20 protein-coding genes are annotated in these 22,480 nt (G+C 63.0%); 16 read left to right on the top strand and 4 right to left on the bottom strand.

Annotated elements, in window-relative coordinates; all coding sequences use genetic code 11:
- Positions 1-28 precede the first annotated feature (28 nt).
- Positions 29-2,431, bottom strand: a complete 2,403-nt coding sequence (gene ftsK, locus LPB260_RS01625) for a DNA translocase FtsK (RefSeq protein WP_256625440.1) — start codon at positions 2,429-2,431, stop codon at positions 29-31.
- 243 nt (positions 2,432-2,674) lie between these two features.
- On the opposite strand from ftsK, the gene trxB reads away from it, so the two are divergent.
- The 4 genes from trxB to infA all read left to right on the top strand — a co-directional run bounded on the left by trxB (position 2,675) and on the right by infA (position 5,440).
- A complete protein-coding gene (gene trxB / locus LPB260_RS01630; RefSeq protein ID WP_208706907.1) occupies positions 2,675-3,625 on the top strand; it encodes a thioredoxin-disulfide reductase in 951 nt (316 codons plus the stop codon).
- Between the two features lie 53 nt (positions 3,626-3,678).
- Complete coding sequence (gene aat, locus LPB260_RS01635) at positions 3,679-4,359, top strand: leucyl/phenylalanyl-tRNA--protein transferase (RefSeq protein WP_208706908.1); 681 nt, start codon at positions 3,679-3,681, stop codon at positions 4,357-4,359.
- A gap of 54 nt (positions 4,360-4,413) precedes the next feature.
- The gene (locus tag LPB260_RS01640; RefSeq protein WP_208706909.1) at positions 4,414-5,121 is read left to right on the top strand and encodes an arginyltransferase; all 708 of its coding nucleotides are present in this window, start codon (positions 4,414-4,416) and stop codon (positions 5,119-5,121) included.
- Between the two features lie 100 nt (positions 5,122-5,221).
- On the top strand, positions 5,222-5,440 hold the full coding sequence (gene infA / locus LPB260_RS01645) for a translation initiation factor IF-1 (RefSeq protein ID WP_002553999.1): 219 nt from the start codon (positions 5,222-5,224) through the stop codon (positions 5,438-5,440).
- A gap of 56 nt (positions 5,441-5,496) precedes the next feature.
- Here infA and clpA read toward each other — a convergent pair whose 3' ends face one another.
- Together clpA and clpS are read right to left on the bottom strand one after the other, a co-directional pair.
- Positions 5,497-7,767 carry an ATP-dependent Clp protease ATP-binding subunit ClpA gene (gene clpA, locus LPB260_RS01650; protein ID WP_208706910.1) on the bottom strand — a complete coding sequence of 757 codons (2,271 nt, stop codon included), beginning with the start codon at positions 7,765-7,767 and terminating at the stop codon, positions 5,497-5,499.
- 29 nt (positions 7,768-7,796) lie between these two features.
- On the bottom strand, positions 7,797-8,159 hold the full coding sequence (gene clpS / locus LPB260_RS01655) for an ATP-dependent Clp protease adapter ClpS (protein ID WP_208706911.1): 363 nt from the start codon (positions 8,157-8,159) through the stop codon (positions 7,797-7,799).
- A 228-nt stretch (positions 8,160-8,387) separates the two neighbouring features.
- Between clpS and cspD the strand changes: the two genes are divergently transcribed.
- Positions 8,388-8,651 (top strand): cold shock domain-containing protein CspD, encoded by a 264-nt coding sequence (gene cspD / locus LPB260_RS01660; protein ID WP_208706912.1) that lies wholly within the window; start codon positions 8,388-8,390, stop codon positions 8,649-8,651.
- A gap of 70 nt (positions 8,652-8,721) precedes the next feature.
- Here cspD and icd read toward each other — a convergent pair whose 3' ends face one another.
- A complete protein-coding gene (icd, locus tag LPB260_RS01665; protein WP_208706913.1) occupies positions 8,722-9,978 on the bottom strand; it encodes an NADP-dependent isocitrate dehydrogenase in 1,257 nt (418 codons plus the stop codon).
- A gap of 363 nt (positions 9,979-10,341) precedes the next feature.
- On the opposite strand from icd, the gene LPB260_RS01670 reads away from it, so the two are divergent.
- From LPB260_RS01670 to LPB260_RS01720, 11 genes are all read left to right on the top strand, one after another.
- A complete protein-coding gene (locus LPB260_RS01670) occupies positions 10,342-12,567 on the top strand; it encodes an NADP-dependent isocitrate dehydrogenase (protein ID WP_208706914.1) in 2,226 nt (741 codons plus the stop codon).
- Positions 12,568-12,683: 116 nt separating this feature from the next.
- Complete coding sequence (locus tag LPB260_RS01675) at positions 12,684-13,124, top strand: NUDIX hydrolase (protein WP_208706915.1); 441 nt, start codon at positions 12,684-12,686, stop codon at positions 13,122-13,124.
- Between the two features lie 70 nt (positions 13,125-13,194).
- Positions 13,195-14,328 (top strand): tRNA 2-thiouridine(34) synthase MnmA, encoded by a 1,134-nt coding sequence (gene mnmA, locus LPB260_RS01680; protein ID WP_208706916.1) that lies wholly within the window; start codon positions 13,195-13,197, stop codon positions 14,326-14,328.
- Positions 14,325-14,945: a high frequency lysogenization protein HflD gene (hflD, locus tag LPB260_RS01685; protein WP_208706917.1), complete on the top strand. Its 621-nt coding sequence runs from the start codon at positions 14,325-14,327 to the stop codon at positions 14,943-14,945. Before mnmA ends, hflD begins: the two co-directional genes overlap by 4 nt.
- Positions 14,946-14,948: 3 nt before the next feature.
- Positions 14,949-15,806: a DMT family transporter gene (locus LPB260_RS01690; RefSeq protein WP_208706918.1), complete on the top strand. Its 858-nt coding sequence runs from the start codon at positions 14,949-14,951 to the stop codon at positions 15,804-15,806.
- An 87-nt stretch (positions 15,807-15,893) separates the two neighbouring features.
- Positions 15,894-17,264 carry an adenylosuccinate lyase gene (gene purB / locus LPB260_RS01695; RefSeq protein WP_208706919.1) on the top strand — a complete coding sequence of 457 codons (1,371 nt, stop codon included), beginning with the start codon at positions 15,894-15,896 and terminating at the stop codon, positions 17,262-17,264.
- A gap of 78 nt (positions 17,265-17,342) precedes the next feature.
- A complete protein-coding gene (locus LPB260_RS01700; RefSeq protein ID WP_208706920.1) occupies positions 17,343-18,509 on the top strand; it encodes a cupin domain-containing protein in 1,167 nt (388 codons plus the stop codon).
- Positions 18,502-18,933 carry a GNAT family N-acetyltransferase gene (locus LPB260_RS01705; protein WP_208706921.1) on the top strand — a complete coding sequence of 144 codons (432 nt, stop codon included), beginning with the start codon at positions 18,502-18,504 and terminating at the stop codon, positions 18,931-18,933. Before LPB260_RS01700 ends, LPB260_RS01705 begins: the two co-directional genes overlap by 8 nt.
- A 7-nt stretch (positions 18,934-18,940) precedes the next feature.
- Positions 18,941-19,582 (top strand): histone acetyltransferase HPA2, encoded by a 642-nt coding sequence (locus LPB260_RS01710; protein WP_208706922.1) that lies wholly within the window; start codon positions 18,941-18,943, stop codon positions 19,580-19,582.
- Positions 19,579-20,388, top strand: coding sequence for a secretin N-terminal domain-containing protein (locus tag LPB260_RS01715; RefSeq protein ID WP_208706923.1), 810 nt, complete (start codon positions 19,579-19,581; stop codon positions 20,386-20,388). The genes LPB260_RS01710 and LPB260_RS01715 overlap by 4 nt, the downstream gene beginning before the upstream one ends.
- A gap of 489 nt (positions 20,389-20,877) precedes the next feature.
- The gene (locus LPB260_RS01720; protein ID WP_208706924.1) at positions 20,878-22,473 is read left to right on the top strand and encodes an isocitrate lyase; all 1,596 of its coding nucleotides are present in this window, start codon (positions 20,878-20,880) and stop codon (positions 22,471-22,473) included.
- The last annotated feature ends 7 nt before the right edge of the window (positions 22,474-22,480 follow it).

The following is a 22,480-nucleotide window of genomic DNA, read 5'->3' on the forward strand; positions in this document are numbered from 1 at the left end:
AACTCCTCATCAGGTCGGTTTCCCGGTATCAGTCGCGGACGGGCCCGGGCGCTATCACTTCGCGCGAGCCATTGGTGTTCATTGAGGTCACCACGCCGGCCATCTCCATGGCCTCGATCATCCGTGCCGCGCGGTTGTAGCCGATCTTCAGCTTGCGCTGCACGGCGGAGATCGACGCGCGCCGGCTCTCGGTGACGAAGCGCACCGCCTCATCGTACAGCGGGTCCTCCTCGCTGCCCTCGCCGCCGCCTTCGCCGCCACCGTCGAAGCCGCTGCCGGCCTCTTCGGCGCCGGCCAGGATGTCTTCGATATAGTCCGGCGTACCGCGCTGCTTCCAGGCCTCGACCACACGATGCACCTCGTCGTCGGAGACGAAGGCGCCATGCACGCGAATCGGCAAGCCGGTGCCGGGCGGCAGGTAGAGCATGTCACCATGACCGAGCAACTGCTCGGCGCCGCCCTGGTCGAGGATGGTGCGCGAGTCGATCTTGCTGGACACCTGAAAGGCCATACGGGTCGGAATATTCGCCTTGATCAGACCGGTGATCACATCCACCGACGGGCGCTGGGTAGCGAGGATCAGGTGAATGCCGGCTGCCCGGGCCTTCTGTGCAATCCGGGCGATCAGCTCTTCAACCTTCTTGCCGACGATCATCATCATGTCGGCGAACTCGTCGACTATGACCACGATGGTCGGCAAGGGGTTCAACAGCGGCGCCTCGTCTTCCATGCTCTGGCGCTTGTACAGCGGGTCGGGCAGGGGCGTGCCCGCCTCGATGGCGTCCTTGACCTTGCGATTGAAGCCGGCCAGGTTACGCACGCCCATCGCCGCCATCAGGCGGTAGCGCCGTTCCATCTCGGCCACGCTCCAGCGCAGGGCGTTGGCCGCCTCCTTCATGTCGGTGACGACCGGGCACAGCAGATGGGGAATGCCCTCGTAGATCGACAGTTCGAGCATCTTCGGGTCGATCATGATCAGCCGCGCGTCTTCCGGCTTGGACTTGAACAGGATCGACAGGATCATGGCGTTGACCCCGACCGACTTGCCCGAGCCGGTGGTACCGGCCACCAGCAGGTGCGGCATCTTCGCCAGGTCGGTGATCACCGGTTTGCCGCCGATATCGTGGCCCAGGGCCAGGGTCACCGGCGACTTGGCGTCATCGTACTCGCTGGACGACAGCACCTCGGAAAAGCGCACGATCTGCCGGTCTTCGTTGGGGATCTCGATACCCACGGTGGTCTTGCCGGGAATGACTTCCACTACCCGCACGCTGATCACCGCCAGCGAGCGCGCCAGGTCCTTGGCCAGATTGGAGATGCGGCTGACCTTGACGCCGGCGGCCGGCTGGATCTCGAAACGGGTGATCACCGGCCCCGGGTGCACCGACTCGACGATGACCTCGACGCCGAACTCCTTGAGCTTGATCTCCAGCAGTCGCGACATGGCTTCCAGCGACTCGGGGGAAAACTGCTTCTGCTTCTTCTCCGCCACATCCAGGATGGAAATCGGTGGCAGCGAGCCCTCCACCGCGGCATCGACGAACAGTGGCGCCTGCTTTTCCTTCAGCACGCGCTTGCTCGGTTCGGCGGGTTTCGGATCGGCTGGCGGAGTGATGATCGGTGCCACGCGCTTTTCGCGCTCGCTCATGTGCTTGCTCAGCGCTTCCTCGCGCTCGATCAGGCGCTCCTTGACCTTGGCCTGCTCGCGGCGGTCATGGACCACCGGGGCGGCAACCTCGCTGACCCGCTCATCGGCCTCGCGCAGCTTGGCAACCAGTTGCTTGCGCTCCTGCCGCGCGCTCCACCAGCGATTGACCAGGCCGTGGATCAGCTCGACCAGGTCCAGGGTGATCTTGCCGGTCAGGTCCATGACCTTGAACCACGACAGGTCGGTGAACACGGTCAGGCCGAAGAGGAACAGCGCGATGAACATCAAGGTACTGCCCTGTACGTTCAGGGCATTGACCGCCAGTTGGCCTAGGCTCTCGCCCAGTGCGCCGCCTGCCGAAGCGGGCATGCTGGCACCGGCATTGAAGTGGATATAGGCCAGGGCCGCGCCGGACAGCACCAGGAACACCAGGCCGATCAGCCGCCAGGAGAACAGCCAGCCGCTCCACTGCCAGGGTTGGTGGCGGGCACGAAAGACCTGCAGGGTCTTGACGCCCAGCAGCAGCGGAAACAGGTAGGCGAAGTAACCAAGCGCCATAAACAGGATGTCGGCGAACCAGGCGCCGGCACGTCCGGCCGCATTTTGCACCTGCTCGACGTTGCTGGTGTGGGTCCAGCCCGGGTCGGCGGCGTCGTAGGTCAGCAGCGCCATCCACAGGTACAGGCACAGCGCACCCAGGGCGATCAGCGCGCCTTCCTTGAGCCGGTAAGGCAGTTGCTGGCGCCAGAGCGGCGCCTGAGCGGTAGAGCTAGAGTTCTTCAAACGCATTCATTCCTGCGTCGGCAACACGCCGATTCTTAGGTTAACGGCGAAAAGTGGCCTATTGTACGGGTTTGCCCGAGTGATGCCACGCCACCCAAGCAGTGACGCGAAGCGCTGGCCGCGCTCTGGACCGCTGGCTCCCGCTTCCCCCACGCTTCGGTGTAGCATAGCCAGCAACAACTTCCGTGCAGCTCAATTGGAGCATGCATTCTCTTTTGTGACAAAGGCTTATGAGGTGTTTTTATGAGCGAAGTCAAGCATTCGCGCTTGATCATTCTGGGTTCCGGACCGGCCGGATACAGCGCTGCGGTCTACGCCGCCCGCGCCAATCTCAAGCCCGTGGTCATCACCGGTATCCAGCCCGGCGGCCAGCTCACCACCACCACCGAAGTGGACAACTGGCCGGGTGATGTCGAAGGCCTGACCGGACCGGATCTGATGGTGCGCATGCAGAAACATGCCGAGCGCTTCGACACCGAGATCGTCTACGACCACATCCATACCGCCGAGTTGCAGCAGCGCCCCTTCACCCTCAAGGGCGACAGCGGCACCTATACCTGCGACGCCCTGATCATCGCCACCGGCGCCAGCGCCCAGTACCTCGGCCTGCCTTCGGAAGAAGCCTTCGCCGGCAAGGGCGTTTCGGCCTGCGCCACCTGTGACGGCTTCTTCTACCGCAACCAGGTCGTTGCCGTTGTGGGCGGCGGCAACACTGCCGTCGAAGAGGCGCTGTACCTGTCCAATATCGCCAAGGAAGTCCACCTGATCCACCGCCGCGACAAGCTGCGTGCCGAGAAGATCCTGCAGGACAAGCTGTTCGACAAGGCCGAGAACGGCAATGTGGTCCTGCACTGGAACCACACCCTTGACGAAGTGCTGGGCGATACCAGCGGAGTCACCGGCGTGCGCCTGAAGGACACCGCAAGCGGCGCGAGCAAGGAGCTGGCCTTGGCCGGCGTATTCATCGCCATCGGCCACAAGCCCAACACCGAGCTGTTCCAGGGCCAGCTGGAAATGCGCGACGGCTACCTGCTGATCAAGGGCGGCAGCGAAGGCAATGCGACGGCGACCGCCATCGAGGGCGTGTTCGCCGCCGGCGACGTGGCCGACCACGTCTACCGCCAGGCCGTGACTTCGGCGGGCGCCGGCTGCATGGCGGCACTGGATGCCGAGAAGTTCCTCGACGACATCTGATCGCCCAGGGGCGGGCGCCCGGCGCCCGCCCTACCCTCTTGCGGCCTTACTCGATGCTGACCTGGCTCCAACGCGACTCGCTAAGCTTCCCTCCACTCGAACGCGCCCTGCACGAGCCCAACGGACTGTTGGCCGCCGGCGGCGACCTCGGCGCTGAGCGCCTGATCCAAGCGTACCGCCACGGCTGCTTTCCCTGGTTCCAGGACGGCCAGCCCATTCTCTGGTGGTCCCCGGACCCACGCACCGTGCTCCCCCCCAAGGAGCTGCATGTCTCCCGCAGCCTGGCAAAGCTGCTGCGCCAAGGTCGCTACCGAGTGACCTTCGACAAAGCGTTCGCCGATGTCATCCAGGCCTGCGCCGCCCCCCGACCTTACGCTGAGGGCACCTGGATCACCTCCGACATGCAGCGCGCCTACCTGGAACTGCATCGGCGCGGCATCGCCCACTCGGTCGAGGTATGGCAGGAAGAGCGCCTGGTCGGCGGCCTCTACGGGCTCGCCATGGGCCAGCTGTTCTTCGGCGAATCCATGTTCAGCCGAGCCGACAACGCCTCCAAGATTGGCTTCGCGACTTTGGTCAGACACCTGCAACGCTGGGGCTTTGCCCTGATTGACTGCCAGATGCCGACCCAGCACCTGGAAAATTTCGGTGCCCGCTCGATCCCTCGCAGCGAGTTCGCCAGGCTGCTGTCTGAGCACCTGGATCAGCCCAGCGGCGCCGACTGGCTCGCCTAGGCGAGCACGGTCGCCTGGCATACACTTACTCAAGGTTTACCCCGAGAGTCGACCATGACCGAGCTGGCCCGCTTAAAGTTCTATGCCACTCAGCCCCATCCATGCAGCTACCTGCCCGCAGAACAGGCCACGACCCTGTTCCTCGACCCCAGCCAGCCCATGGATGCGGAGGTCTACGCCGAGCTTTCGGAAATGGGCTTTCGCCGCAGCGGCGATCACCTCTACCGCCCCCACTGCCAGCACTGCAACGCCTGCATTGCCGCGCGCATCCCGGCCAACCTGTTTCATCCCAATCGTCAGCAGCGGCGCATTTTCAAGCGCAACCAGGACATCCAGGTTCGCCCGGTACGGCCGGTATTCAGCGAGGAGTATTACGCCCTTTACGTGCGCTATATCGAGCAGCGCCACGCCGACGGCGACATGTACCCGCCCAGCCGCGAACAGTTCGCCACCTTTCTGGTTCGCGACCTGCCGTTTTCCCGTTTCTACGAATTTCGCCTCGACGGTCGATTACTGGCGATCGCTGTCACCGACGTACTGCCCAACGGCCTTTCCGCGGTCTATACCTTCTACGAGCCGAGCGAGGAGCGGCGCAGTCTGGGCCGCTTCGCCATTCTTTGGCAGATCGCCGAGGCAGCACGCCTGGGCCTACACGCCGTCTACCTCGGCTACTGGATAAAGAACTGCCGCAAGATGAACTACAAGACGCAGTACCGCCCGATCGAGCTGTTCGTCAATCAGCGCTGGATAACGCTTAGCTGAAGACCTTGGCGGAACCCCCTGTTTTCGGGCACAATGCACGCCGCTTTTGCCTGGGGCCAGTTGCGCCGGGCCATTCTTTGGATACCGAGGGCTTTACTGCATGTCGAAAGAAGACAGCTTCGAAATGGAAGGCACTGTCGTCGACACCCTGCCCAACACCATGTTCCGTGTGGAGTTGGAAAATGGGCACGTCGTTACCGCGCACATCTCCGGAAAGATGCGCAAGAACTACATCCGCATTCTGACTGGCGACAAGGTTCGCGTAGAGCTGACACCTTATGACTTGAGCAAGGGTCGCATCACCTACCGCGCCCGCTAAGCCAAGCACCAGTAAAAACGCCCGGCATTGCCGGGCGTTTTTGTTGCAACTCAACCTCAGGCCATCTCGGCCGTGGTCTCGAAGCTGAAGGTCAACTCACCTTCGGCAAGCTCTACGTGCACGACGCCGCCATGCTCGGCCAGTTCACCGAACAGTATCTCCTCCGCCAGCGGACGCTTGATCTTGTCCTGGATCAGTCGCGCCATCGGTCGAGCCCCCATCTGCACGTCGTAGCCCTGCTCTGCCAGCCAGTCGCGCGCCTCATCGCTGACCTCGAGCATGACGCGCTTGTCCTCAAGCTGCGCCTGCAGCTCGGTGAGGAACTTGTCGACGATGCTCTTGATCACCTCGTGACTCAGGCGACCGAACTGGATGATGGTGTCCAGGCGATTGCGGAACTCCGGCGTGAAGCTCTTCTTGATCACCTCCATCGCATCCGATGAGTGATCCTGATAGGTGAAACCTATCGAGGCCCGGGCAGCAGTCTCGGCTCCGGCATTGGTGGTCATGATCAGGATGACGTTGCGGAAATCGGCCTTGCGCCCGTTATTGTCGGTCAGGGTGCCGTGGTCCATCACCTGCAGCAGCAGGTTGAAGACCTCCGGATGCGCCTTTTCGATCTCGTCAAGCAGCAGCACGCAATGCGGCATCTTGGTGATCGCCTCGGTCAGTAGGCCACCCTGATCGAATCCGACATAACCCGGCGGCGCACCGATCAAGCGCGAAACCGTGTGTCGCTCCATGTACTCGGACATGTCGAAGCGCACCAGCTCGATCCCCAGCGCCTTGGCCAATTGGCGTGCCGCCTCGGTCTTGCCGACACCAGTAGGGCCGGCGAACAGGAACGAACCGACCGGCTTGTCCGGCGCCTTGAGGCCCGCGCGCGACAGCTTGATCGCAGTGGAAAGCGAGTCGATTGCCGCATCCTGACCGAACACGGTGAGCTTCAGATCACGCTCCAGATTGCGCAGCAGCTCCTTGTCCGAGCTACTGACATGCTTGGGCGGAATCCGCGCGATCTTGGCGACGATGTCCTCGACCTGGGGCACATCGATACGCTTCACGCGCTTATCTTCCGGCTGCAACCGCTGATAGGCGCCGGCCTCGTCAATTACGTCGATAGCCTTGTCGGGCATATGGCGATCATTGATGTAGCGAGCAGCCAGCTCGGCCGCGGCACGCAGGGCCTCATCGCTGTACTCGATGCTGTGATGCTGCTCGAACTTCGACTTCAGACCACGCAGGATGCCAACGGTGTCTTCGACGGACGGCTCGACCACGTCAACCTTCTGGAAGCGCCGCGCCAGAGCGCGATCCTTCTCGAAGATCCCGCGAAATTCCTGGAAGGTAGTCGAGCCAATGCAACGGATTTCGCCCGAAGACAGCACGGGCTTGAGCAGATTGGACGCATCCATCACGCCGCCGGACGCCGCGCCGGCACCGATGATGGTATGGATTTCATCGACGAACAGGATCGCATGAGGGCGCCGGCGCAGCTCATTGAGCAGCGCCTTGAAGCGCTTCTCGAAGTCGCCCCGGTACTTGGTACCAGCGAGCAGCGCCCCCAGATCCAGCGAATAGACCACGCTGTCGGCCAACAGATCAGGGACCTGCTCGTCGACGATGCGCTTGGCCAGACCCTCGGCGATAGCGGTCTTGCCTACACCGGCCTCGCCGACCAGCAGAGGATTGTTCTTGCGCCGACGCGCGAGGATCTGCGCCACGCGCTCAACCTCGAGTTCGCGACCGACCAAGGGATCGATGCGCCCCAGTCGCGCCAGCTCATTCAGGTTGCTGGCGTAGGCATCCAACGGGTTACTGGAGGTGGAAGACTCACCGCCTTCCTCATCCTGCAACTCCTGCTCAGACTCCGAATGCCCTCCATGCCCCGGCACCTTGGAAATACCATGGGCGATGAAGTTGACCACATCGATCCGGGCAACGCTCTGCTGCTTGAGCAGAAACACCGCCTGGCTTTCCTGCTCGCTGAAGATAGCCACCAGCACATTGGCGCCTGTAACCTCGCGCTTTCCGGAGCTCTGCACATGGAACACCGCGCGCTGCAATACGCGCTGAAAGCCCAGGGTAGGCTGCGTCTCGCGCTCCTCATCGTGTTGCGGGATCAGGGGTGTGGTGGAGTCTATGAACTCCAGCAGGTCGTGCCGCAACTTGTCCAGGTTGGCGCCACAGGCGCGCAACACGCTGGCCGCTGCCTCATTGTCCAATAGTGCCAGCAGGAGGTGCTCAACCGTCATAAATTCATGACGCTTGGTGCGAGCCTCTTTGAAGGCCAGATTGAGGGTGACTTCGAGCTCTCGATTTAACATAGCTTCACCTCATGCCCAAGCGGCCGGCGTTAACCGTCCTTCTCGATCTCACAGAGTAATGGATGCTGGCTTTCTCTTGCGTATTGGTTGACCTGCATAGCCTTGGTTTCAGCTATATCCCGGGTGAACACCCCGCATACGGCCCGTCCCTCTGTGTGGACGGTAAGCATGATCTTGGTCGCCAGCTCCCGGTTCAGATTGAAGAACACTTCGAGCACCTCGACCACGAAGTCCATGGGCGTGTAGTCATCATTGAATAAGACCACCTTATACAGCGGTGGTGCCTGCAACGCCGGCTTGGATTCCTGTACGGCAAGGCCGGTGGAGTCGTCCTCGTGCGTTTCAGGGCGGTCCTGATTGAATGTTAGTCGAATCTGGCTACTTGCATGCATGCTGAAAATTAGCTTCGTGGTTGGGCGAATACGGATGCTAGAAGGAGTTTGAACGGCTTCGCAGCTGGTTGCAGCATTGCCTTGACTATCGGCAAAACGGTGTTACAAACAATGAATACCCACTACGGGTAGAGGGATTCCGCGCCTTCGCCCAACCCGGTCGTTTCATGCGCGGAATCGAAGTGGATGATACTCCAGTGATGGAGTCCTTTGCAGAGGGATATGAGCATGCTTAGCGGTAAGGTCAAGTGGTTCAACAACGCCAAAGGCTATGGGTTCATCCTCGCCGACGGCCGAGATGAGGACCTGTTCGCCCACTACTCGGCTATTCAGATGGATGGTTACAAAACGCTCAAGGCCGGCCAGCCGGTCAACTTCGACATTATCCAAGGCCCCAAAGGGCTCCACGCCGTGAACATCCGCGCAGCTTCGGCCAGCGCCGAGACGCCCGCTGTCATCAGCCAGCCGCAGGGCACGACGATCGAGGCCTGACAACAGGGCTGCCACCCAGCCATGAAAAAGTCCGGTCAATCGACCGGCCTTTTTCATGCGCTCAACCCGCTTACATGTGCGCGATCATTGCATCGCCGAACTGCGAGCAGGACATGAGGGTTGCACCCTCCATCAGGCGCTCGAAGTCATAGGTCACCGTCTTCGCCGCGATGGCGCCGTTGGTGCCCTTGATGATCAGGTCCGCCGCCTCGGTCCAGCCCATGTGGCGCAGCATCATCTCGGCAGAAAGAATCACCGACCCCGGGTTGACCTTATCCTGGCCAGCGTACTTCGGCGCGGTGCCGTGGGTCGCCTCGAACATGGCGATGGTATCCGACAGGTTGGCGCCGGGGGCAATGCCGATACCGCCCACTTCCGCGGCCAGCGCGTCGGACAGGTAGTCACCATTGAGATTCAGGGTGGCGATCACATCATACTCGGCCGGACGCAGCAGGATCTGCTGCAGCATGGCATCGGCGATGGCGTCCTTGACCACGATCTTCTTGCCGGTCTTCGGGTTGCTGAACTGCATCCATGGACCGCCATCGAGCAACTCGGCGCCAAATTCATCGCGCGCCACTTCGTAGCCCCACTCCTTGAAGGCACCTTCGGTGAACTTCATGATGTTGCCTTTGTGGACGAAGGTCACGGAGCTGCGATCATTGTCGACTGCGTACTGCAGCGCCTTGCGCACCAGGCGCTTGGTGCCTTCCAGGGACACCGGCTTGATGCCGATGCCGCAGTTTTCGGTGAAGCGGATTTTCGTGACGCCCATTTCCTCGGTCAGGAACTTGATGACCTTCTCGGCTTCAGGCGAACCGGCCTTCCACTCCACGCCGGCGTAGATGTCCTCGGAGTTCTCGCGGAAGATCACCATATCCACGTCGCCGGGCTTCTTCACCGGGCTCGGGACCCCCTCGAACCAGCGTACGGGGCGCTGACAGACATACAGATCGAGCTCCTGACGCAGGGCCACGTTCAGCGAGCGGATACCGCCACCGACAGGGGTGGTCAGCGGGCCCTTGATGGACACGACATAGTCGCGAACGGCTTCGAGGGTCTCTTTCGGCAACCAGGTGTCCTGGTCGTAGACCTGGGTGGCCTTCTCACCGGCATAGACCTCCATCCAGGAAATCTTGCGCTGGCCGCCGTAGGCCTTCTCCACGGCCGCATCGACGACCTTGATCATCACCGGGCTGATATCGACGCCAATGCCATCACCCTCGATGAACGGGATGATCGGGTTGTTCGGCACATTGAGCGACATATCGGCATTGACGGTGATTTTGTCACCGGTTACTGGCACCTGGATCTTTTGGTATCCCATGCTGGACTCCGTCTTGTGGTTAAACAGCGGTCAACGACCGAGAGTAGCGCACTTGAATCGACCGAAACCATATGTTCGTTGGTCTCATGCACAAGAGCGTTCTGCGTCACTAGGACGCAGTGATATACTGCGCGGATGACTACTAAGTCATCAGAGCCGGCTTGTCTTGAACGAGACGAGCGCCTCTTGGAACCGACGCATTGCCACCGCGATTCGCCGGCTCGAATTGCTCGACACTCTACTGGTGCATCCATCATCACTGCGGCGAGTTCTCGACTCCTGGCCCAAACGGAGGGCCCTGGCGCCTACCCGCGCACGTCGAGATTCTGTGTACGCTCAGCAAAGAAGAGAGTTAACTCTAATATGTCCACCCGTTCGAAGATTATCTACACCTTCACCGACGAAGCTCCAGCGCTCGCCACCTATTCGCTCCTACCCATTGTAGAAGCCTTCGCCGCATCCGCTGACATAGCCGTCGAAACACGCGACATCTCTCTTGCAGGGCGTATTCTTGCGAGCTTTGCCGACCAGCTGGGTGCCGACAAGCAGGTCAGCGACGACCTCGCCGAGCTGGCCGTTCTGGCCACCACGCCGGACGCCAACATCATCAAGCTGCCCAACATCAGCGCCTCGGTACCCCAGCTCAAGGCCGCGATCGCCGAGCTGCAGGCCCAGGGCTACAACATCCCCAATTACCCGGAAGACCCGCAGACCGACGCCGAGAAAGACGCCCGCGCCCGCTACGCCAAGGTGCTCGGCAGCGCGGTGAACCCGGTCCTGCGCGAGGGCAACTCCGACCGTCGCGCACCGGCGGCGGTCAAGGCCTACGCGCGCAAGCATCCGCACTCCATGGGCAAGTGGAGCATGGCCTCGCAGTCCCACGCCGACTACATGCGCGACGGCGACTTCTTCTCCAGCGAGCAGTCCATCACCATGGACAAGGCCGGCGACGTGCGCATCGAGTTCGTCGGCAAGGACGGCAAGGTCGAGGTGAAGAAGCAGCTCGCCCTGCAGGAAGGCGAAGTGTTCGACAGCATGTTCATGAGCTGCCGCAAGCTGCGCGACTTCTTCGAGAAGACCCTGCAGGACTGCAAGGAAACCGGCGTCATGTGGTCGCTGCACGTCAAGGCGACCATGATGAAGGTCTCCCACCCGATCGTCTTCGGCCACGCCGTCAGCGTCTACTACAAGGAAGCCTTCGATAAGCACGGCGAGCTGTTCAAAGAGCTGGGCGTGAACCCGAACAACGGCATCAGCAGCGTCTACGACAAGATCAAGGTACTGCCGGCTTCGCAGCAGGAAGAAATCCTCCACGACGTTCACGCCTGCTACAGCGGTCGCCCGGAAATGGCCATGGTCGACTCGGTCAAGGGCATCACCAACCTGCACATCCCCAGCGACGTGATCGTCGACGCCTCGATGCCGGCGATGATCCGCAGCTCCGGGCAGATGTGGGGCAAGGACGGCAAGCTGAAGGACACCAAGGCCGTCATGCCGGAAAGCACCTATGCGCGCATCTACCAGGAGATGATCAACTTCTGCAAGACCAATGGCGCCTTCGATCCGACCACCATGGGCTCGGTACCGAACGTCGGCCTGATGGCGCAGAAGGCCGAAGAGTACGGCTCCCACGACAAGACCTTCGAGATGACCGCCGACGGCACCATGCGCGTGGTCCTGGCGGACGGCACCGTACTGATGCAGCACGAAGTCGAAGCCGGCGACATCTGGCGCGCCTGCCAGACCAAGGACGCGCCGATCCGCGACTGGGTCAAGCTGGCCGTGACCCGCGCCCGTCAGTCCGACACCCCGGCGATCTTCTGGCTGGACCCGGAGCGCGCCCACGACCGCGAACTGCAGAAGAAGGTCGAAACCTATCTGCAGGACCATGACCTGAGCGGCCTGGATATCCGCATGATGGGCTACAACGAAGCCATCCGTGTGAGCATGGAGCGCATGATCCGCGGCCAGGACACCATCTCGGTGACTGGCAACGTGCTGCGCGACTACCTCACCGACCTGTTCCCGATCATGGAGCTCGGCACCTCCGCCAAGATGCTCTCCATCGTCCCGCTGATGGCTGGCGGCGGCATGTACGAGACCGGCGCCGGCGGTTCTGCGCCGAAGCATGTGCAGCAGCTGATCGAAGAGAACCACCTGCGCTGGGACTCCCTGGGCGAGTTCCTGGCCCTGGCGGTATCCCTGGAAGAGACCGGCATCAAGACCGACAACCCGAAGGCCAAGCTGCTGGGCAAGACCCTCGATGCGGCCACCGGCAAGTTGCTCGACAACAACAAGTCGCCATCGCGCAAGACCGGTGAACTGGACAACCGCGGCAGCCACTTCTACCTGGCGCTGTACTGGGCTCAGGAACTGGCCGCGCAGAGCGAAGACCCCGAGCTGCAGGCGCAGTTCGCGCCGCTGGCCAAGGCCCTGGCCGACAACGAGGAAACCATCGTTGCCGAGCTGGCCGCCGTCCAGGGCCAGCCGGTCGACATCGCCGGCTACTACCGCGCCAACCCGGAACTGACCAGCAAGGTCATGCGTCCGAGCGCCACCTTCAACGCTGCCCTGGCAGCGCTGGCGTAAGGCGTAGCACCCGCCCCACGGAAACCCCGGCCAAGTGCCGGGGTTTCTGCTTTTCGCACAGGCAAAACCGCGAGTCGCGCCTGCTATGATCGCCCCTTCCTCACGAGACGCCCGCTATGGACTGGAACCCACACATCACAGTTGCCACCATCGTCGAAGATCGCGGTCGGTTCCTTATGGTAGAAGAAGCCAAAGGCGGGGGCCTGGTGCTCAATCAGCCCGCCGGCCATCTCGAAGCCAACGAAACCCTGCGCCAGGCCGCCGTGCGCGAGACGCTCGAGGAGACCGGCTGGGAAGTCCAGCTCACCGGCGTCGTGGGCATCTACCTGTATACCGCCCCGAGCAACGGGGTGACCTATCAGCGCGTCTGCTTCGCCGCCAAGGCCCTGCGCCACGACCCACAACGCCCGCTCGACAGCGGGATAGTCGGCGCCCCCTGGCTGAGCCGCGCCGAGCTGGCCGCCCAGCCCGAACGCTGGCGCAGCGAACTGGTGCTGCGCTGCATCGACGACTACCTCGCCGGTCCGCTGCACGCACTGGACGTAGTCCGCGACTGAACGTCGGCTTCGCCTTGCCATGGCCGGCCTGTTAGAATTTCGTCCTTTTGCAGACCCACTCCGAATTCCTATGCACGATCCAGCCCGTCCATCCCCAGAAAAGCCACGCGTCATAGTCGGCATGTCCGGCGGCGTCGACTCGTCCGTTTCCGCTCTGCTGCTGCTGGAACAGGGCTATCAGGTCGAAGGCCTGTTCATGAAGAACTGGGACGAGGACGACGGCACCGAGTACTGCACGGCCATGGACGACCTGGCCGACGCCCAGGCCGTCTGCGACAAGATCGGCATCAAGCTGCACACCGCCAACTTCGCCGCGGAGTACTGGGACAACGTGTTCGAGCACTTCCTCGCCGAGTACAAGGCGGGCCGCACGCCGAACCCGGACATCCTGTGCAACCGCGAGATCAAGTTCAAAGCCTTCCTCGACTACGCCCTGGCCCTGGGCGCCGACCTGATCGCCACCGGTCACTACGTGCGCCGCCGGGATATCGACGGCCGTACCGAGCTGCTCAAGGGGCTGGACCCGAACAAGGATCAGAGCTACTTCCTGCATGCCGTCGGCGGTGAGCAGATCGCCAGGACCCTGTTCCCGGTCGGCGAGCTGGAAAAGCCCCAGGTACGCGCCATCGCCGAGAAGTATCAGCTGGCCACCGCGAAGAAGAAGGACTCCACCGGCATCTGCTTCATCGGCGAACGGCGTTTCAGCGACTTCCTCAAGCAGTACCTGCCGGCCCAGCCGGGGAATATCGAGACCACCGCCGGCGAGATCATCGGCCGCCACCACGGTCTGATGTACCACACCATCGGTCAACGCCAGGGCCTGGGCATCGGCGGCTTGAAGGACGCCGGCGACGAGCCCTGGTACGTGTTGCGCAAGGATCTGACGCGCAACGTGCTGGTGGTCGGCCAGGGCAATGCGCACCCCTGGCTGTTCTCCCGCGCGCTGCTGGCCTCGGAGATCTATTGGGTCAACCCGATCGACCTGCACAGCCCGCGCCAGCTCACCGCCAAGGTGCGCTACCGGCAAGCCGACCAGCGCTGCACCCTGGAGAAGACCGCCGACGGCTATCGTGCACTGTTCGACGAGCCGCAACGCGCGGTGACGCCCGGGCAGTCGGTGGTGTTCTACGATGGCGAGGTCTGCCTCGGCGGCGGCGTGATCGAAACGGCCGAGCCCTGGAGCCCTGAGGAAGTGCAAGCATGACCCCGACGCAGGAGCAGCTGGTCGCCCTGGGCGCCGTCTTCGAATCCGCCGTGCTGGTCGACAAACTGGCCAGGACCGGCCAGATTGGCGAGCCGGCCCTGGCCTGCATGCTTGGCAGCCTGCTGGCACGCAACCCGCAGAGCACCCTGGATGTCTATGGCGGCGATGACCTCGGTCTGCGCGATGGTTATCGCGCCTTGGTCGGCGCCCTCGAGCGCGACCCGAGCAGCCTGCAACGCGACCCGCTGCGTTACGCCCTGGCCCTGCTCGGCCTGGAGCGCAAACTGGACAAGCGCGACGACCTGCTGCAGATCATGGGCAGCCGCCTGGACCAGGTCCAGCAGCAGACCGAGCATTTCGGCGTGGTACACGACAACGTGATCGCCTCCTGCGGAAGCCTGTACCAGGACACCATCAGCACCTTCCGCCAACGTATCCAGGTGCAGGGCGACATGCGCCACCTGCAGCAACCAAGCAATGCCGCGAAGATCCGCGCCCTGCTGCTGGCCGGCATCCGCGCGGCGCGGCTGTGGCGTCAACTCGGCGGCCATCGCTGGCAGCTGGTATTCAGCCGCGGCAAACTGCTCAAGGAACTCTACCCGCTGCTGCGTGGCTGACCGATGCAGACGCGCCTGGTCCGCCCCGTTCAAGGCGCCGCGCTGCTGGCCTGCTCGGCGCTGCTGTTCTCCCTGATGGGCGTGGGCATTCGCGAGGTTTCCACCAGCGTCAACAACGAGTCGGTGGTGTTCTTCCGCAACCTGGTCGGCGTGCTGTTCTTCCTGCCGCTGATCCTGTTCAAGGGCTGGCGCCCGCTGCAAACCGCGCGCATCCGCTCGCACCTGTGGCGCTCCGGCTACGGCCTGGCGGCGATGTATTGCTTCTTCTACGCCATCGCCCACCTGCCCCTGGCCGACGCCATGCTGTTCACCTACTCGGCGCCGCTGTTCACCCCGCTGATCGCCTGGTGGTGGCTGAAGGAGCCGGTGACCCGACGCATGCTGCTCACCAGTGGCGTCGGCCTGTGCGGCGTGCTGCTGGTCGCCAAGCCCTCCGCCGCCCTGCTCGACGCCCAGGCGCTGATCGGCCTGGCGGCAAGCATCCTGGCGGCGTTCGCCTTCGTCTCGATTCGCGAGATGAGCGACACCGAGCCGGCCTTTCGCATCGTCTTCTATTTCGCCCTGTTCGCCACCCTGGCCTCGGCCATTCCCCTGACCTGGGCCTGGCAGCCCCTGAGCGAGCGACAGCTCGGCTCGCTGCTGACCATCGGCCTGCTCGCCACCGTCAGCCAGATCATCATGTCCAAGGCCTACGGCCTGGCGCCACCGGGGCTGATCGGCCCATTCGCCTACCTGGCCATCGTCTTCGCCGGGCTGCTGGCCTGGCTGCGCTGGGGCGAAACGCCGGACCCCAGCTCGCTGCTGGGCGCCGCGTTGATCTTCGCCGCCAGCCTGCTATCGATCCGCCGACCAGGCCGCTGAACGGCGTCACGCCGATCGCGGCCCGGCCCGCGATTTCATGTATGATATGCGCCCTTTTCAACGCCCGACTGTCCGAGAACGCCTCCCATGCAGCTTTCTTCGCTCACCGCGGTTTCCCCCGTCGATGGCCGCTACGCCGGCAAAACCAGCGCCCTGCGCCCCATTTTCAGCGAATACGGTCTGATCCGCTTCCGCGTCCTGGTCGAAGTCCGCTGGCTGCAGCGCCTGGCCGCCCATGAGGGCATCGGCGAAGTGGCGCCCTTCTCCGCCGAAGCCCAGGCAATCCTCAACGAACTCGCGGAGAACTTCGCCCTCGAGCACGCCGAGCGGGTGAAAGAGATCGAGCGCACCACCAATCACGACGTCAAGGCCGTGGAATACCTGCTCAAGGAACAGGCCGCCAAGCTGCCGGAACTGGAGAAGGTCAGCGAGTTCATCCACTTCGCCTGCACCAGCGAGGACATCAACAACCTGTCCCACGCCCTGATGCTGCGCGAGGGCCGCGACAGCGTGCTGCTGCCGCTGATGCGCCAGACCGCCGAGGCGATTCGCGAGCTGGCGGTGAAGTTCGCCGACGTGCCGATGCTGTCGCGCACCCATGGCCAGCCGGCCTCGCCGACCACCCTCGGCAAAGAACTGGCCAACGTGGTCTACCGCCTGGAGCGGCAGATCGCCCAGGTTGCCGCCGTGCCGCTGCTGGGCAAGATCAATGGCGCCGTGGGCAACTACAACGCCCACCTCTCGGCCTACCCGCAGGTCGACTGGGAAGCCAACGCCCGCGAGTTCATCGAAGGCGATCTGGGCCTGCAGTGGAACCCCTACACCACCCAGATCGAGCCGCACGACTACATCGCCGAGCTGTTCGACGCCATCGCCCGCTTCAACACCATCCTCATCGACTTCGATCGCGACGTCTGGGGCTATATCTCCCTCGGCTACTTCAAGCAGAAGACCATCGCCGGCGAGATCGGCTCCTCGACCATGCCGCACAAGGTCAATCCGATCGACTTCGAGAACTCCGAAGGCAACCTGGGCATCGCCAACGCACTGTTCCAGCACCTGGCCAGCAAGCTGCCGATCTCGCGCTGGCAGCGCGACCTGACCGACTCCACGGTGCTGCGCAACCTCGGTGTCGGCTTCGCCCACAGCGTCATCGCCTACGAGGCAAGCCTCAAGGGAATCAGTAAGTTGGAGCTCAATGCTCAACGTATTGCTGAAGACCTGGATGCCTGCTGGGAAGTGCTCGCCGAGCCGATTCAGACCGTGATGCGCCGCTACGCCATCGAGAACCCCTACGAGAAGCTCAAGGAGCTGACCCGCGGCAAGGGCATCAGCCCCGAGGCCCTGCTGAGCTTCATCGATGGCCTGGACATGCCGGCTGCGGCCAAGGCCGAGCTCAAGCAGCTGACCCCGGCCAACTACATCGGTAATGCGGTGGCCCAGGCCAAGCGCATCTAAACGGCGACAGCCCATCGGACGCCCGGCTGTGCCGGGCGTTTTTATTTATGGGTATTTATTACTTTCAAGGGCTTACCGATGAATCCTGATACTCCGCTGCAACTGCTGGGTGGCCTCACGGCCCGCGAATTTCTGCGCGACTACTGGCAGAAGAAACCCCTGCTGGTGCGCCAGGCCATCCCCGACTTCGAAAGCCCGATCTCGCCCGACGAGCTGGCCGGGCTGGCCCTTGAAGAAGAAGTCGAGTCGCGCCTAGTCATCGAACACGGCGAGCGCCCCTGGGAGCTGCGTCGCGGCCCCTTCGCCGAGGATGCCTTCTCCACCCTGCCCGAGCGCGACTGGACCCTGCTGGTGCAGGCCGTCGATCAGTTCGTCCCGGAAGTCGCCGAACTGCTCGAGCAGTTCAAGTTCCTGCCCAAGTGGCGCATCGACGACGTGATGATCAGCTTCGCCGCGCCCGGCGGCGGCGTCGGTCCGCACTTCGACAACTACGACGTGTTCCTGCTGCAGGGCCACGGCAAGCGGCGCTGGCAGATCGGCCAGCAGTGCAACTCCGACAGCCCGCTGCTGGCCCACGCCGACCTGAAGATCCTGGCCGAATTCGAACAAACTGAAGAATGGGTGCTGGAGCCCGGCGACATGCTCTACCTGCCGCCGCTCCTGGCCCACTGTGGTACCGCTGAGGATGACTGTATGACGTATTCCGTAGGCTTCCGCGCGCCGAGCGCCGCCGAAGTGCTGACCCATTTCACCGACTTCCTGGGCCAGTTCCTGCCCGAGGAGGAGCGCTACAGCGACGCCGGCGCCGAGCCGACCAGCGACCCGCACCAGATCCAGCGCGACGCCCTCGATCGCCTGAAAGCGTTGCTCAACGAGCACATGGGCGACGAGCGCCTGCTGATGACCTGGTTCGGCCAGTTCATGACCGAACCGCGCTATCCGGAACTGGTCAACGGCCTGGAGATCGACGAGCAGGCCTTCCTCGGCAACCTGCAGGACGGCGCCGTGCTGATCCGCAACCCCAGCGCCCGCCTGGCCTGGTCCGAGGTCGGCGAGGACCTGGTACTGTTCGCCAGCGGCCAGAGCCGGCTGCTCTCGGCGAACCTGCGCGAGCTGCTCAAGCTGGTCTGTTCAGCCGACGCGTTACATATCGACAATCTTGGCCAATGGTTGGCCGACGACGAGGGGCGTAATCTGCTCTGGGAACTGGTCAAGCAAGGAAGTCTGGAGTTTGCCGATGAGTGAGATCCACGTTCGCCTGGCCGATTGGCAGAAGGACAACGCCGAGCTACGGCGCATTCGTGAAACCGTGTTCATCGCCGAGCAGGCGGTGCCGCCGGAGCTGGAATGGGATGCCGAGGACGCCGAGGCCATGCATTTCCTCGCCTATGAAGGCGACTATCCGATCGGCACCGCGCGCCTGCTGCCCGACGGCCATATCGGCCGGGTGTCGGTGCTCAAGGACTGGCGCGGGCTGAAGGTCGGCGACGCGCTGATTCGCGCGGTGATTGCCGAGGCGGAAAAACGTGGCCTGCGCCAACAAATGCTCAGCGCCCAGGTGCACGCCACCGCCTTCTATGAAAGGCTAGGCTTTGCCATAGTCAGCGGCGAGTACCTGGACGCCGGCATTCCCCACGTGGACATGGTGCGCCATAGCCCAACCCCCTGAGGTTCCGATGAACGACGAAAACGCCCCGCCAGACAGGATCGACAGCGACGAGCCCCACGCGCTTCCCGCTATCGAATTCGAGTCGCCGGGGCGTTTCGCCGTGCATAACCCCGAGCAGCCGGCAGCAGATGTCCAGCGCTGCGAACCGGCGCCGTTCAAGCTCGGCGAACACCTGCCGCTGGAGCGCTTCACCCTGCCGGAACAGGCCCGCGCCCACGCCCTGGCCCTACTGCAACAGGCCCGGCGCAACCTGTGCATCTTCAGCGACGACCTCGAGCCCTGGCTGTATCACCACAGCAGTGTGCAGGACGCCTGCACGGCCTTTCTCCTGGCCAACCCGAAGAACCGCCTGCGCATTCTGCTCAAGGACGCCACGCGAGCGGTCAAGCAGGGGCATCGCCTGCTCACGCTGTCGCGGCGCCTGTCGAGCAACCTGCACATCCGCAAGCTGCACCCGGATTACCCGGCCGAAGAGCTCGCCTTCCTCCTGGCCGACGACTGCGGTCTGCTGCTGCGCCCGGAACTGGAGCAGTTCTCCGGCTATGCCCTGTATCAGGACCCGGCGCGCGTGCGCCTGCGTCAGGCACAATTCGATCAGGCCTGGGAGACCAGCGTCACCGACCCGGATCTACGGAGTTTCCTGCTATGAACCTGCGCACACTGATCGCCGGCCTGCTGCTCGCCGCCAGTGCCGCGGCGAACGCCGCCACCGAAGTCATTGCCCTGAACTACCGCAGCGCCGACGAGGTCCTGCCGGTGGTGCAGTCGGTGCTGGGCCAGGATGGCCGCGTCAGCCCCTATGGCAATCAACTGGTGGTCAACGCCTCGGCGGAGAAGATCAAGGAGATCCGGCAGCTGCTCGAGCAACTGGACACCCGTCCACGCCGCCTGCTGATCAGCGTCGACAGCAACGAATCGAGCCAGCAGACCGATCGCGGCTACCGCGCCGATGGCACCATCAGCGCCGGAGGCGCAGAGCTGGTGATCGGCGAAGGCGAGATCAACGGCCGCGATCAGGTGCGCATCATCCGCCGCAGCACCGACAGTCACGGCGGCGGCACCCAGCAGGTGCAGGCCACCGAAGGCTATCCGGCGCTGATCCAGGTCGGTCAGAGCGTGCCGCTCACCACCACCAGCCGTGGTTACTACGGGCAGGAGTACAGCAACACCCAGTACCGCGATGTGACCCGCGGCTTCTATGTCACCGCCAGCCTGAGCGGTGAAATGGTGCATATCAGCATCAGCAGCAACCGTGATCGACTGAGTCCCGGCCAGCCTGGGGTCATTGACCTGCAGAGCACCGATACCCGGGTCAGCGGTCGACTCGGCGAGTGGATCAGCATCGGCGCGGTCAACGAGCAGACCCAGGCCGAGCATGGCGATTTTCTCCAGCAGCGCTCGACCCAGGGTCGCGAAAACCTGACCCTGCGGGTCAAGGTCGAAGTGGTCGAATGAAGCCCCTGAAACATGACCGATCGGTCGTTCCGAGAATATGTAGTAGCGAAAAAAAAGCACTACAAAACGTTTGACGAACCCTTTCCTCGGAGGCATCATGGCCTCGCTCCCGCTAATCAGGGGCCCTAGAAAGGGCCTCCGGATCGCTCTCCAGACTTACCGTCCGAGACGATGCGTGTTGTAAAGCCCACAAGGCAGTTCGACGAGATTGCGACTGGAACGAAGTTGTCCTGAGGGACGGGGAAGCGTTTAAAGCATCAACCTGCCAGACAGTCACAGTCAGTCTGCCCAACGGCATCCACGAGCCGGCAAGCAGTCGAGTCGAATGTCAGCGCTCGGTGCACTCGTCACCCCCTCCTCCCGGTTTCAACGCCGTCCTGGTCAATATTTCGCCGCATTGCAGTGAGCCCCACAACCATAGCCTTAGCTTTGCAGGTTCTGCGTGGGAAAGCCGGTGCTCAACCAAACACATACATTGAAGGATTGACCATGTCCGCATATCAAAACGACATCAAGGCAGTCGCTGCGCTGAAAGAAACGTTCGGCAGCACCTGGAGCGCGATCAACCCGGAATCCGTGGCTCGTATGCGCGCTCAGAACCGCTTCAAGACTGGTTTGGATATCGCCAAGTACACTGCCGCCATCATGCGCAAGGACATGGCCGAGTACGACGCCGACTCTTCCGTCTACACCCAGTCCCTGGGTTGCTGGCACGGCTTCATCGGTCAGCAGAAGCTGATCTCGATCAAGAAGCACCTGAAGACCACCAACAAGCGCTACCTCTACCTGTCGGGCTGGATGGTCGCCGCCCTGCGTTCCGACTTCGGCCCGCTGCCGGACCAGTCGATGCATGAGAAGACCGCCGTTTCCGGTCTGATCGAAGAGCTGTACACCTTCCTGCGCCAGGCCGACGCCCGCGAGCTGGACCTGCTGTTCAGCGCCCTGGATGACGCCCGCGAAGCCGGCGACAGCGCCAAGGCCGCCGAAATCCAGAACCAGATCGACAACTACGAGACCCACGTGGTCCCGATCATCGCCGACATCGACGCCGGTTTCGGTAACCCGGAGGCCACCTACCTGCTGGCCAAGAAGATGATCGAAGCCGGTGCCTGCTGCATCCAGATCGAGAACCAGGTGTCCGACGAGAAGCAGTGCGGCCACCAGGACGGCAAGGTGACCGTGCCTCACGAGGACTTCCTCGCCAAGATCAACGCAGTTCGCTACGCCTTCCTCGAGCTGGGCGTGGATGACGGCGTGATCGTTGCCCGTACCGACTCCCTGGGCGCCGGCCTGACCAAGCAGATCGCCGTGACCAAGCAGCCGGGCGACCTGGGCGACCAGTACAACTCCTTCCTCGACTGCGAGGAAATCTCCGAAGCCGAACTGGGCAACGGCGACGTGGTAATCAAGCGCGAAGGCAAGCTGCTGCGTCCCAAGCGTCTGCCGAGCAACCTGTTCCAGTTCCGCGCTGGCACCGGCGAAGACCGCTGCGTACTGGACTGCATCACTTCGCTGCAGAACGGTGCCGACCTGCTGTGGATCGAGACCGAGAAGCCGCACGTTGGCCAGATCGCCGGCATGGTTGACCGCATCCGTCAGGTGATCCCGAACGCCAAGCTGGTGTACAACAACAGCCCGTCGTTCAACTGGACCCTGAACTTCCGCCAGCAGGTGTTCGACGCATTCGTCGCCGAAGGCAAGGACGTCTCCGCCTACGACCGCGCCAAGCTGATGAGCGTCGAGTACGACGAGACCGAACTGGCCAAGGTGGCCGACGAGAAGATTCGCACCTTCCAGCGCGACGGTTCGGCTCAGGCCGGCATCTTCCACCACCTGATCACCCTGCCGACCTACCACACGGCCGCACTGTCCACCGACAACCTGGCCAAGGGCTACTTCGCCGACCAGGGCATGCTGGCCTACGTGAAAGGCGTTCAGCGTCAGGAACTGCGTCAGGGCATCGCCTGCGTCAAGCACCAGAACATGGCTGGCTCCGACATCGGCGACAACCACAAGGAGTACTTCGCTGGCGAAGCCGCTCTGAAGGCCGGTGGCAAAGACAACACCATGAACCAGTTCCACTAAGCGGAAC

Source organism: Pseudomonas sp. LPB0260 (assembly GCF_013388395.1).